The organism is Microcoleus sp. D2_18a_D3 (assembly GCF_036702455.1).
Classification (GTDB): domain Bacteria; phylum Cyanobacteriota; class Cyanobacteriia; order Cyanobacteriales; family Microcoleaceae; genus Microcoleus.
Window position 1 is genome coordinate 246571 of the sequence record NZ_JAUBTK010000001.1, and the last position, 12916, is coordinate 259486.

General features: G+C 42.5%; 9 protein-coding genes and 1 pseudogene. 6 read left to right on the forward strand and 4 right to left on the reverse strand.

Annotated elements, in window-relative coordinates; genetic code table 11:
* Positions 1 to 122: 122 nt before the first annotated feature.
* A complete protein-coding gene (locus tag QUB06_RS01150) occupies positions 123 to 1142 on the forward strand; it encodes a type I glyceraldehyde-3-phosphate dehydrogenase (protein ID WP_190656404.1) in 1020 nt (339 codons plus the stop codon).
* A 19-nt stretch (positions 1143 to 1161) separates the two neighbouring features.
* Here QUB06_RS01150 and QUB06_RS01155 read toward each other — a convergent pair whose 3' ends face one another.
* Positions 1162 to 1389: a hypothetical protein gene (locus tag QUB06_RS01155; RefSeq protein WP_333433873.1), complete on the reverse strand. Its 228-nt coding sequence runs from the start codon at positions 1387 to 1389 to the stop codon at positions 1162 to 1164.
* A gap of 35 nt (positions 1390 to 1424) precedes the next feature.
* On the opposite strand from QUB06_RS01155, the gene QUB06_RS01160 reads away from it, so the two are divergent.
* The 4 genes from QUB06_RS01160 (at position 1425) to QUB06_RS01175 (ending at position 8915) form a co-directional block, all read left to right on the forward strand.
* Positions 1425 to 1652 (forward strand): hypothetical protein, encoded by a 228-nt coding sequence (locus QUB06_RS01160; RefSeq protein WP_333433874.1) that lies wholly within the window; start codon positions 1425 to 1427, stop codon positions 1650 to 1652.
* A 159-nt stretch (positions 1653 to 1811) separates the two neighbouring features.
* Positions 1812 to 2765, forward strand: coding sequence for a GDP-mannose 4,6-dehydratase (locus QUB06_RS01165; protein ID WP_333433875.1), 954 nt, complete (start codon positions 1812 to 1814; stop codon positions 2763 to 2765).
* 22 nt (positions 2766 to 2787) lie between these two features.
* Positions 2788 to 3024 carry a DUF5678 domain-containing protein gene (locus QUB06_RS01170; protein ID WP_333433876.1) on the forward strand — a complete coding sequence of 79 codons (237 nt, stop codon included), beginning with the start codon at positions 2788 to 2790 and terminating at the stop codon, positions 3022 to 3024.
* A 35-nt stretch (positions 3025 to 3059) separates the two neighbouring features.
* Positions 3060 to 8915, forward strand: coding sequence for an FkbM family methyltransferase (locus QUB06_RS01175; protein WP_333433877.1), 5856 nt, complete (start codon positions 3060 to 3062; stop codon positions 8913 to 8915).
* Between the two features lie 172 nt (positions 8916 to 9087).
* On the opposite strand, the gene QUB06_RS01180 is transcribed toward QUB06_RS01175, so the two are convergent.
* The gene (locus QUB06_RS01180; RefSeq protein ID WP_333433878.1) at positions 9088 to 10077 is read right to left on the reverse strand and encodes a methyltransferase domain-containing protein; all 990 of its coding nucleotides are present in this window, start codon (positions 10075 to 10077) and stop codon (positions 9088 to 9090) included.
* A 490-nt stretch (positions 10078 to 10567) separates the two neighbouring features.
* On the opposite strand from QUB06_RS01180, the gene QUB06_RS01185 reads away from it, so the two are divergent.
* Positions 10568 to 11179, forward strand: a complete 612-nt coding sequence (locus tag QUB06_RS01185) for a DUF5678 domain-containing protein (RefSeq protein WP_333433879.1) — start codon at positions 10568 to 10570, stop codon at positions 11177 to 11179.
* A 118-nt stretch (positions 11180 to 11297) separates the two neighbouring features.
* Here QUB06_RS01185 and QUB06_RS01190 read toward each other — a convergent pair whose 3' ends face one another.
* Positions 11298 to 11468: a hypothetical protein gene (locus tag QUB06_RS01190; RefSeq protein WP_333433880.1), complete on the reverse strand. Its 171-nt coding sequence runs from the start codon at positions 11466 to 11468 to the stop codon at positions 11298 to 11300.
* 627 nt (positions 11469 to 12095) lie between these two features.
* Positions 12096 to 12916, reverse strand: a pseudogene (locus QUB06_RS01195) (hypothetical protein); the annotation flags it as partial.

Here is a 12916-nt window from a genome sequence, read left to right on the forward strand (position 1 = left end):
ATCGACACAAAAAGTTATAAAGGATCGACCTTTGCGATATGATCTTGTCTCATAAGTCAATTCTTAAATTTTTCCAAAATTTAAGCCTGAGCTAGGGGCTGCCATCGTTAGGAGGTACTAAAGTGATTCGAGTCGCGATCAATGGTTTTGGACGTATCGGGCGCAGTTTTGCGCGCTGCTGGCTGGGCAGAGAAAACAGCCAGCTAGAGTTGGTAGCTATTAATGACACTTCCGATCCCAGAAGTAATGCTCACTTGCTCAGATACGATTCCATGATGGGAACGTTGAAGAATGTGGACATCAGTGCGGATGAAAATTCCATTACTCTCAACGGCAAGACAGTTAAATGCGTGAGCGATCGCAACCCGCTAAACTTGCCTTGGAAAGATTGGGGTATTGATCTGATTATTGAATCGACCGGTGTCTTCGTTGACCAAGCTGGTGCATCGAAGCATATCACTGCCGGCGCTAAAAAAGTGCTAATTACCGCTCCCGGCAAGGGTTCTGAAGTTGGCACTTATGTGATGGGAGTCAACCACCACAACTACAAGCACAGTGACTACACAGTCATCAGCAATGCTAGCTGTACTACCAACTGTCTGGCTCCTGTACTGAAAGTCCTGCACGAAAATTTTGGCATCGTCAAAGGCATGATGACCACTACCCACAGCTATACTGGCGACCAGCGCTTGCTGGATGCCAGCCACCGCGACTTGCGGCGGGCCCGGGCGGCCGCAATGAATATTGTGCCGACTTCTACCGGAGCAGCCCAAGCTGTGGCTTTGGTGATTCCGGAATTGAAGGGCAAGTTAAACGGTATCGCCATGCGCGTCCCGACTCCCAATGTGTCGGTAGTTGATTTTGTGGCTCAGGTAGAGAAAAAGACTTTTACCGAGCAAGTAAATCAAGTGTTCAAAGAAGCTGCCTCTGGCTCCATGAAAGGAATTTTGGAGTACAACGATTTGCCTTTAGTTTCATGCGACTATCGCGGAAGTGATGCTTCTTCGATTCTGGATTCCAGCTTAACGCTGGTGATGGATGGCGACATGGTGAAGCTGTTGGCTTGGTACGACAATGAGTGGGGCTACAGTCAGCGGGTGGTTGACTTGGCTGAATTGGTCGCCGAACGTTGGGAAGCCTAGTACCCGAAGACAGAAGGCTTTAGTCATTCGGCAGAAGGTAAAAATCCTGATATTTTGTACTTTTGAGTCGATTTCTAGCTGACTGGTTATTTCGGTTTTCGAGCGCTAGAGACTTTTGGCAGTCGATAGTTGGCGTGTAGAAGATGAAATATGGTAGGGAGACGGCAGTGGGCAATGGTGTCAACTTAAGCTTTTTGTCCACCAGTCCTCCCGCCCACCCGTTAGTCCGCCAGGGAAGGAATTCCACGGGGCTTATAGCTAAAGTCCTCGCTATGAGGACTAATGAGTTTTTTAGTCCTCATAGCGAGGACTTTAGCTTTGAGGCAGGGGTTTCAACCCCTGTCGGACTATCGGTGGTACGTTAAGTTGACACCTATGGGCAGTGCGGTGTCCCTACCCGATATCCGTGGGAGACGGGAGTGCGGTGTCCCACGGATATCCTTATGCTGCTACTCCCAGCTATCGAACTTTTTGCAATCATACTTCGATCGGGCGATCGGGCCTGCTTGATGATAAATTTGTTGTTTGTTTGTAGTAAGCGCTTAAAATTGCTTTGGTTAAGTTTTCGGAAAATCCCAAATATTAAAAAAATAAAAATACCGACGATAAAAGTTAAAAACCTGGAAAAATAGCAACAGCTACGGTGTAGTTTTGCCAACAAAATCTGATATGAAAAAAGCGCTAATTTGTGGTATATCAGGTCAGGACGGAGCTTATTTAGCTAAACTGTTACTCGATCGAGGTTATGAAGTTTGTGGCACCTCTAGGGACGCCCAAATGTCCGGTTTCGGAAACCTGGCCCGTTTGGGCATCCGAGACAGAGTAAAACTAGAATCCATGTCTCTCAACGATTTTCGCAGCGTCTTGCAGGTACTAGCGAAAATTCATCCCGACGAAGTGTACAATCTAGCAGGTCAAAGTTCCGTCGGTCTGTCTTTTGAACAACCCGTAGAAACCCTCGAAAGCATTGCCACAGGCACATTAAATCTGTTAGAAGCAATTCGGTTCACAGGTGGCAAAATTAAACTTTACAATGCCAGTTCTAGCGAATGTTTTGGGGATACCGGAGGCAATGCGGCAGATGAAAATACGCCTTTTCGCCCCAGAAGTCCTTACGCGGTGGCGAAAGCAACAGCTTTTTGGGAAGTAGCGAATTATCGGGAAGCGTACAATTTGTTTGCCTGTTCTGGTATTCTGTTCAATCACGAGTCGCCACTGCGGCCGGAGAGGTTCGTCACCCAAAAAATTGTATCTGTTGTGTGCCGAATTGCTGCGGGTAGTTCCGAAAAACTGCATTTGGGAAATATTTCAGTGCAGCGGGACTGGGGTTGGGCGCCGGAATATGTGGAGGCGATGTATTTGATGTTGCAGCAGTCTGAACCGGACGATTATGTAATTGCCACGGGTGTAAGTTATCCTTTGGAGGAGTTTGTGCAGACCGCGTTCGTTTCTGCGGGTTTGGATTGGCAGGAACATTTAGTAACGGATGCGAGTCTCTACAGACCGACGGAGATTGCTGTAGGGAGGGGAAATCCGGGTAAGGCAAAAGAAAAATTGGGATGGGAGGCGAAGTACAAGATGCAGGATGTGGTGCGGATGATGGTGGAGGCGAGGCAGATGTGAGGGAAAATTATGGGGTGAAAATATGGAAGGAGAATATGCAACGGCTAAGGAGTGGTATAAAGCCAATCGCCGGGAGTTGAAGAAATATCGAGGTGAGTGGATAGCTTATACTAACCGAGGGGTGATTAGTTGCGATAGCGATTATGACAAAATGAAGGACGGGATTCCGGCTGCTCTACATAAATTGGGTTATGCGATCGATCGGAGATATGAAAGCGAGTTTGTTGAGCCTGTTCGCTTCCCAGGATTCCACATTTAATTGATAAGTTAATTGACAAAAAAACGAGCAAACAAATGGTTATAGATTTAATTCGTAATTTTGTAGAAGCCGGACAGATTATATTTGATGTCGGAGCTAATATCGGACAAAAAGCAGATTTTTTTATAGGAACTGGTGCGAAAGTAGTCTGTTTTGAGCCACAACCAAATTGTGTGGAAATCTTGCGTCAAAAATATGGACATAATCCTCAAGTTACAATTGTAAACAAAGGTTTAGCGGAGCATCCAGGAAAGATGCAGCTTTCTATTTCTAGTGATTTAAATGTTTTATCTACTTTTTCGGAAAAATGGAAAACTGGACGGTTTGCTGGCGTTAATTGGGATCGAGAAGTAACAGTAGAAATTTCTACTTTAGATGAAATGATTCAATTGTTTGGATGCCCGCAGTTTTGCAAAATTGATGTTGAAGGATTGGAATACCTAGTTTTAAAAGGACTCTCTCAACCCATACCTTGTCTATCTTTTGAATTTACAATAGAATTTATAGATGATGCGAAGAAATCGATCGCTCACTTGGAGACATTAGGATATAAATTGTTTAACTTAGCAAAAGGTGAAGATAGCCATCTTGCATTAGCTGAATGGGTTCCTGGTTCTAGCTTATTTGAATATATTAGTTCATCTAAGGAACACCAATTATGGGGAGATATATACGCCACGTTTGAACCCGAAAGATTAACTCAATCACTTATACCTACGATGCTTAAAGAAATGGAACTCAATGGCGAAGTTCAAGTTATTAAGAATATAATTAGTAAAGGCTATGTCGTATTTGATGTAGGTGCTAATGCTGGGGATTGGACAGCGGAAGTGTTGAGCCAAGGACATGACGTAGAAATTCACCTGTTTGAACCAATTCCTCATGTCTACAAAAACCTGATTCAGAACCTAGATAAAAAAGTAATTTCCAACAATCTAGCTGTAGGGCAGAAGGAAGAAGTTAAGATATTTTATTATTACGAAGCTAATCCTCTCGTGAGCACTTTTTACCGCCGATTCGATGTTGAAAAAGAAGGGTGGCTGAATCCGCCTAAAGCAATTACAGTTTTGACGACAACTATCGACAATTACTGTCAGCGCCACGGCCTTAAAAGAATTAATTTTATCAAAATAGATGTTGGGGGCGGCGAATTAGACGTTCTATATGGATCTAAACATTTTCTAGAAACAGGCAGAGTAGATTATCTGCAATTTGAATATGGTGGAACTTATCTCGATTCAAAAACGACGTTAAAAGAAGCATTTGAGTATTTGCAAAAATTTCGGTATTCAATTTTTAAGATTTTGCCGGATCGGTTAGAATACAAACCCAGCTTTTTGCCAGAGGATGAAAACTTTGAGTTCAGCAATTTCTTGGCTGTCAATGAGCGATTCCGCTCAAAGGTTTTAGGTGAAGCAACCGACGGAAAGCTTAACATACAGGAACTTTGTCGGCAGTATTCCATCGTACCGCGTGGCGTGATTCATGTTGGGGCTCATGAAGGCACAGAAATCACGGCATATCAACAAATGGGCGCGCAAAAAGTGCTGTTCGTAGAAGCCAACCCAGCGGTATTTGAACGCTTGCAAGCCAATCTAACCGGGATGCCCGATGTCCGATCGGTCAACTGTGCGATCGGCGATCGCAATGGTACTGTGAATTTGCACGTTACTTCCTTCGATCAAAGCAGTTCGATTCTGCCCTTGAAGTACCATCAAGAGGTTTATCCCCACATCACGGAAACTCATCAAATAACAGTACAGTCGAAAACACTCGATACTCTGCTGCAAGAACAGGAATTACATCCCTCAGACTTTAATATCTTAAATATAGATATCCAAGGTGCAGAACTCTTGGCTTTGCAAGGGGCAACCAATTGGTTGAAATGTGTTGAGTTAATCAACACAGAAGTTAATTACGAAGAACTCTATGAAGGCTGCGCGTTAATTGACCAGTTAGACGAATTTCTCGAAGTACAGGGTTTTCAGCGGGTAGCAACCACAACACCAATTCACCCATCTTGGGGAGACGCAATCTATGTGAAAAAACCAGCGATTACCTCATCCGTACTCGGCATGGAGAATATGGCTAGGTGGGGAAATCAAATATTTCTGTATGCGTTTTTGAGAACTTACGCAAGGGAACACAATCTCAGAGTAGAAACACCAGCTTGGATCGGTCAGTATCTATTCGGTCACTATGATGCGCCTATTTCTAAGCCTTTACCTCTAGTTGGAGAACAAGCGCAGCCTTACAAACTTTCCGAGTCGGCAATTCTCAATGCACCGGAACCTTTTAAAAATGTAGACTTCCACGGCTATTTTCAGTTTCACACTCAATATCACGCCCAACATAAAGAATATTTCCAATCTTTATTCAAACCTCTACCAGAAGTCGCAGCGAAGGTGATAGAAGCTCTCGATCGCTTGCGTTCCAAAGGTAAAACAGTTGTAGGATTGCATTTGCGGCGCGGTGATTACAGAAGCGTTCATACAGTTGTGCCGTATCTGACCGTTGCTCCGAGTGGATGGTACAAGGAATGGCTGGACGGTTTGTGGGAAACTCTGGACGAACCCGTTTTGTTTATTGCTAGCGATGAAATCGAAACCGTTGTCGGGGATTTTGCGGATTACAACCCGATAACAGTCAAAGATTTGGGTGGAGAAATGCCAGAAGCACCTTTCTATCCTGATTTTTACATTTTGAGCCAATGCGATGTTTTGGCAATTTCCAATAGCACATTCTCGTTTACAGCAGCGATGCTGAACGAACGGTGCAAATTTTTCTTCAGGCCTAACTTGCGAAAGCAAAAAATGATTGCATTCGATCCTTGGAATAGCGAGCCTCTGCTGCGCGATAATCCTAATCAGGCGATCGCCCCAGAGTTTCAACACCAAGTGAAAAGTGTGAAAACGATAGATTCCGTATCAATATCTTCAGAAGATACTGAGTTGCTGTGGGGATTTAGTATAGACGCGCCCGCGAAAGGTTCCCAACATACTGGTAAGATTTTGATTGGCGGGTGGGTGTTAGGTAAAAAATCTTTAGCTAAGACTGTTGAATTACTGGTTGACGATCGAGCTATCAGCAGCCTTCCTGTGTGGAAATATCGCCCAGATGTGAAAAATGCCTTTTGGGGAATTCCTAGATCGGAATACACGGGTTATTCAACCGTATTAGAGTTAACAGAAAATCTCACTAGATCCAAGATACATATTGAAGTTATCTTGGAAGATGAAACCCGCGTTAAGATGGGATGGCTGCAATTACAACCAACTGAATACGAATTAGAATCAAATGTCACTGTTCAACAGAAAAAAAGAGGAAAGTGTCACCTCAGCGTCTGTGCAATCATGAAAGATGAAGCTGCTTATTTAATTGAGTGGTTAGAGTTTCATAAAATAGTAGGGGTTGAAAGGTTCTATTTATACAACAATAATAGCAGTGATGGCACGATTGATATTATTGAAGAGTATGTTCGTTCAGGGCAGGTAATTTTGCACGATTGGCCATTTGTTCCGGGACAAATATTGGCATACGAGCATTGTCTGGAAAATTACAGGCAAGAATCGGAATGGATGGCTTTTATTGATTTGGATGAGTTCTTATTCCCTACAGAAAAGGATGATTTAAAAGAAGTCTTGGCAGAATTTGACGGGGTGGCTGGAGTAGCAGTCAATATGTTATATTTTGGCTCTTCAGGGCATCAAACTAAACCAGAAGGACTACAGATACAAAATTATACTAGGCGCTCGGAAGATGACTATGAGCCAAATAGGTATGTAAAAAGTATCGTACAACCGGACAAAATCCTGCGCCCTCAGTGCCCTCATTTTTTCCTGCCAGCAAATCAAGAACATTCTATAGTTACAGAAAACAAAGAATTTTTAGGTGGTTCAATAACAGAAAGAGTTTCAACCAAAAAGTTGCGGCTCAATCATTACCATACTCGCTCTCGACAAGAAATGAAAGAAAAGGTGATGCGAGGCGATGCTGTTTTCTTTATCAAAGATTTGGAAGTTGTAGAATCCAGAGATCGAAATGAAGTGGAAGATTTGACTGTCCAGCGTTTAATTCCTCAAGTGAAGCAAGCTGTTAATTCAGCAATATCTCCATCTAAAATAATGCAACTTCTGATAGAAAAAGAGTGCTGGCAATCTCAGGTGAATCAGCTGCAAGTAGAACTAAAGAAATATCAATTACAATCGCGCGATCGCCTTCAAAGAATAGATGATAAAGCTTCGTTGAAAAAGAATAAAATAAAATGGTTTTTTGCTGTTAATAGTGATAGCCCCGCATTTGAAGCTTATGCTCAAATGATTAAAGTTGCCGTTTATACAGCCATCAAAAGAACATCTTTACAACCGTTTTGTATTTATGATGGTCAAGAAAACGAACTAACTGATTGGTTAAGGAGAAATCATGTGGAAATCATACATCATAGAAGTCGCCACTATGAGAAGCTCAATACCCCACGACACAAATCTGGCAGGAGTGTAGCAGCAGGAGCTTTACTGAGAATAGACATTCCGCAAATTTTAGAAACTTATGACATAGATGACGAATACATTTTCTACACAGATTGCGATGTGATGTTTGTTGACGATGTGTGCGAATATTTGGAGGAATTTGATTGCAATTTTTTAGCAGCAGCACCTGAATTTTCGCCAGATGATTGGAGTTATATGAATAGTGGGGTTTTGTACATGAATGTCAAAAATCTCAAAAAAATAGACAAAGAATTCAATGAATATATTGATAGGAATTTTGACGAACTTATCCAGTTAGCTTTCGACCAAGGTGCTTATAACAGGTTTTTTGCAGATAAGTGGGAGAGGCTAGATGTTACGCTGAATTGGAAGTCTTATTGGTCTACAAATCCAGCGTCGAAGATTTTGCACTTTCACGGCCCTAAACCGACTCAAATAGAAGATATTAAAAGCCAAAACGTACCTGCCATTATTTTAGAGCTGGCCAATGATAATTATTGGCATAATGTTCAACTCTGGCAAGAAAGTTACAGAGAGTTACAGCTTGAAGATGGTGGAACAGATGCCTTATCAAAAGAAGTCAGACAACTGGATTCTCAGCCAGACGAAACCCAGGAAGAATTGAAGCGATCGCCATCTCAGACAAAACTGCACCAAAATCTAGGGGGATTTGAGCAATTTACAACTAAACTGGAACAAGTTCAAGAGGAACTACAACCAATTAAAGAAGAGCTTGAACTTAGGCAGATTCAATACCACAAAACTCAGGAAGAACTCGCACACACCAAGTCTCAGCTAATCGAAGCTCAGACTCAACTGCGAGAGATGGAGGGTGCTGCTGCTCCGTTAAATCAACTGGCAGAGTTGTATTTAGTTCAAGGAAAGTTAGAAGATGCGATCTCCGTTTGCGAGCAAGCATTAAAGATTAGACCCAAATTTGCTCCGGCGTACAAGACTTTGGGCAATGTCTTGCAAGCTCAGGGTAAACTGGATGAGGCAAAGAGTTGGTACATTCGCGCTCTGGAAATTCAACCTGATTTTGCTCAAGCTTTAGCAAACCTGGGGACTATTCACGCACAGCAGCAACAGTGGCAAGAGGCGATCGCATCTTACCAAAAGGCGATCGCGATTCAACCGAATTTTGCTGGTGTTTACCGTAACTTGGCTAAGGTTTTTTCGCAAATTGGTAAGCCAGATGAAGCTGTCGAGTGTTCTTATGCAGCCGTGATTTTGGAACCTCAAACAACGGCAGAGGAATACTTTAACCTGGGCAATACTCTGTTAGAGCAAGGGAAGCAGGAGCGGGCGATCGTGTGTTACCGCAGGGCTGTTTATTTAAACCCAAGTTTTTCTGAGGCTCATGATAAGTTAAAGGAAATTATGACTGTGGTTGGGGAATAGGATGAAGCGATCGCGCTTATTATCAACAAGCGATCGAACAACAGCCAAGTCTCTCTTATACCTTCAATTAACCATCAGCCACCTAATGCTCCGCCGGCTCTTGCAACTCAATCAATTGACCTAGTGTATGCTTTCAGCTTGAGCGAAGCTGAAAGCATAGGGAACATAACACTTAAGTATTTGGTTTTGGGTAATGGCTGCCTGGTATCAAAACATCTTCCAGTGTTACATCCCATCTGAACTTGTCACAATTAATCTCTGCTACTTTTTTAGCAAGGATGACTACTCCTCCAAATACAGGAGTAAGCGGGAATCTTTCTTGGCTAGGCCTCAGATAATCAAAGTGCAAGCGCATCGGTTCGTGAAAAGCAGCTTTGATCACTTCAAATCCTAACGCTGGCGTAAATAAAGCCTTAAGACCTTCGTCAGTGAAACGCCAAAAGTCCCAAGGTATCTCATGGGAAGGCCAAGAAAAATGAGTGTGATGAAAGGTAAATCCTCCTATTTCTAGCACCTTATTAATTTCCATCGCGGCTACCCAAGGCATTGCTAAATGTTCCAACACCGACATAGAAAAAACAGCATCAAACCGCCTATCGGGAAAGTATTGAGACAATTTATGAGCGTCCCCCACCACATCTGTATTTGCATCTGGATAATAGTCAAAGCCGGTGTAAGAAGCTGCGCCACTCAATAATTGCCTGTGGCTGATAGTTCCGGGGGATACGATTCGCGAGCCAATTTCTAAAACTTTGAGATGTTTATCATTGACTAACTGCATAAACTCGCCGTGAATTCCACCACCTTCGGGGAAGATATTTCTGTCCGGTTCAGGTGGTCTCGATCCGGCGAAAGCTATGGTCTTACTTGATGTTCCTCCCGGAACTTTCACAAAAAATGTGGCATTGTGCTGAGCAGTGCGGTTTAGATGAACCACAAAGCCACATTTTTCGTTGTAGTATTGCGGTAGCGCTATCGCTATGTCAGGGCGCGGATGCCAAGAAGTAATTGGCACGCAAGTATTGCCCACGCAGATTTCAACTTGCTCTAAACTTCCCTTTTTGCTGACAATCCAGCCCCGAATCCCAATAGCATAGTCATCCGACCAGGACTCATCTACGCACAAAATTAAGTTCTCATCTTGCTCTACCATGTTGGTCATGTCGCTTCTCCTTAAGCTATTTCCAAATTTTTATTTCCGAGCTACTTGTCGGATTTGATGTTAATTTGCTATCTATGGTGCAGTTGAGGCTGTTAGCTCTATAGACTTACCTCCTTGTAGAAGTTGATTGCCTTTGTCGAATTGGGTCACAGCTTTTTTTGGGTTGATTTTGGGTTGTTTACTTTTTGGATAGATAATATTGTTCCAAGCTGAATGGCTTAGGGCTTGGCGGGCGATCGCCCATATATAATACCTGGTTTTGCGGGAACATCCTCATAGGGCTGAAGTCGGATATCCTTGGGAAGGCAACGGCTTGAGTTCATTGGGAGTTCATTTGGGGCGATCGGGCAAAACTTACCCTATGTAGTAGAATGGGATACAAAAGCCCGATCGCGACAAAAGTAAATTATGTTTGATAAAATTTTGTAGCGACAGATATCATTAACCCAACGATAGATGATTTTCTAAAATACAAGAAAGTGATTTAATTATGGAACCCGAGTATCCTACAGCCAATGATTGGTATAAAGCTCATCGACCGGAGTTAAAAAAATATCGGGGTGAGTGGATAGCTTATACTAACAAAGGGGTGATTAGTCACGATCGCGATTATCGAAAGATGAAGGATGCGATTCCGACTGAGGTGCCTAATTTAAGTTATGTAATCGGTCGTATATATGAAAGCGAGTTTGTTGAACCAGTCAGGTTTTATCCTGTTAGAATGAGGGCATTAAAGGCTCATGATTGGCAGCCAAGATATGAACTGCATCTAAAAGCTCAAAACTCCGCAAGAGTCGAAATGCTGGTGGATTCTGGAGCAGAACTCAGCTTAATTACTAAGCAGCTTGGTGAAGATTTGGGTTTGAGTAGAACTACTGGAGAGATTATCAGTAAAGCTGAGGGAGTTGGCGGCAGTATTGAATATCTGTTACGAGATATTGAAATGGAGTTGGATGGTCATATTTTTACGGCTCCTGTAGCTTGGGCACAAACTGATTTTTGTCAAGAGGTTCTTTTAGGGAGAGAGGTAGTATTTGACTTGTTTGATATAGAATTTAAGCAAGCTGAGGAGACGATTATTTTTAAGCGGCGATCGCAGTGAACTGCCTCGCTCGAGTTTAAGTTAATTTTGTATGTGCCGAGTCCAGTGCTTCACTCTGATGCAGAAGTTGGGCTTTGAGTCAAGGGCACGCGGGTAGAACCTGATCGACCTTTCTAGTTTACCCGATCGCGCGGGGAATGTCGATCGATTGAGTGCGATCGTCTTCTTGTGTGGTGCGTGCGGGAACATCCTCAGAGGGCTGAAATCCGATCAGGTTGAAAAGACGAGGGCTTGGGTTTAGTGGGGGCGATCGGGCAAAACTAACCCTATGTAGTAGAATGGGATACAAAAGCCCGATCGCGACTGGCGTAAATTATGATTTATTGTTTGTGAGAGTTATTATCCACTCAAGCACAGATGATTTTATAAATCACAAAAAAGTGGTTTAATTATGGAAGCCGAATATTCTACAGCTAAGGATTGGTATAAACCTGATCGCCAGGAGTTAAAAAAATATCGGGCGATTGGATAGCTTATACTAACAAAGGGGTGATTAGTCACGAGCGCGATGATCGAAAGATGAAGGATGCGATCGATCCGAGTTGATCAGGTTTAGATTATGTAATTTAACAGATATTTGAAAGCGATTTTGTCGATATAGTCAGATTTTATCCAGTGAAAATGAGAATATGAAAATTTTACAATGGACAACCTAAATTCCAGTTGTTATTGAGATTTCAGCATACCGTAGCAGTGAAAATTCTGGTTGATTCAGGTGCAGAACTTAGTTTGATTGGCTCTCCTTGATTTGTGATAGAAACGGTAGTGTGACCGTCTCCCTCACGCAGGCTTTCCTGTCCCTACCACGGGAAGTTTTATTTTTATGAGCAAGCACCTAACACTCAGGAAAACCCTTCACTCACGGCTACAGGTTCATTATCCAATAGCTTTGGATCAATGTTTATGCGGTTTATAGTCAATGTTTTATCATAGGCAATTGCGTCATTTTTTTTACCATAACTTGGCGCATTAACTGTTGCCATTCCAGGGAATTAGTTAAACTTTCGGAATCTAGTTCCAACCCTTGGGCAACGGAAAATTTAGAAAAACTCTCTAACCAATTCATAATTGTTTCGCTTGCTGAGGTTTTAGTTAATTTTAAAGCGTTTTGAAGGTGCTGCTTCATCACAGGCAGTTGACCATTGCAGTAAGCATTCCAGGCATCCCAAACTAACAGATTGTAATCGATTTCGCTTTGCTTTGGGGGAGATTCAGCTACGATTTGCTCTAATTTGTGCCGTTGTGTGATTTGCTCAATATAGGTTTTAGCTTGAGCTAATTCCCCTTGTAGTTCGTGGAGTTGAGATTGTGATTGCTTCAATTCTGTTTGCCATTGATGAATTTGTGCTTCTTTTTGTTTTATCTCTCCTTCTAACTCTATTTTTAGTTGCGTAAATTTGTGATTGGTCTGTTTAAAATTCTCTTGCTCTTGTTTAAGTCTAGTTGCGGTTTGCTCTAACTCTTCTAAAGTTTGATGCCGTTGAATGTTAAATCGTTCTTCTCCTTTTTCTGCTTGCTGTAACCGCTTCATCAATTGACTTAAAGCTACCTCGGCTTCATAAAGTTTAGATTGCGATTCCTCCCAAGCTTGCCGGTGCCGTCCATAGTATTCTAATTGTTCTTGAGTTTGATGTAGTTGAATATGTAAACGCTCTTCACTTTTTTCTGCTTGCTGTAACCGCTTCATCAATTGACTTAAAGCTACCTCGGCTTCATAAAGTTTAGATTGCGATTCCT

What these genes read in the sequence shown, in the direction of transcription:
- QUB06_RS01185 (WP_333433879.1), top strand. Translation starts at nt 10,568, where the DNA reads ATGGAACCCGAGTATCCTACAGCCAATGATTGGTATAAAGCTCATCGA.
- QUB06_RS01170 (WP_333433876.1), top strand. Translation starts at nt 2,788, where the DNA reads ATGGAAGGAGAATATGCAACGGCTAAGGAGTGGTATAAAGCCAATCGC.
- QUB06_RS01180 (WP_333433878.1), bottom strand. Translation starts at nt 10,077, where the DNA reads ATGACCAACATGGTAGAGCAAGATGAGAACTTAATTTTGTGCGTAGAT.
- QUB06_RS01165 (WP_333433875.1), top strand. Translation starts at nt 1,812, where the DNA reads ATGAAAAAAGCGCTAATTTGTGGTATATCAGGTCAGGACGGAGCTTAT.
- QUB06_RS01160 (WP_333433874.1), top strand. Translation starts at nt 1,425, where the DNA reads ATGAGTTTTTTAGTCCTCATAGCGAGGACTTTAGCTTTGAGGCAGGGG.
- QUB06_RS01175 (WP_333433877.1), top strand. Translation starts at nt 3,060, where the DNA reads ATGGTTATAGATTTAATTCGTAATTTTGTAGAAGCCGGACAGATTATA.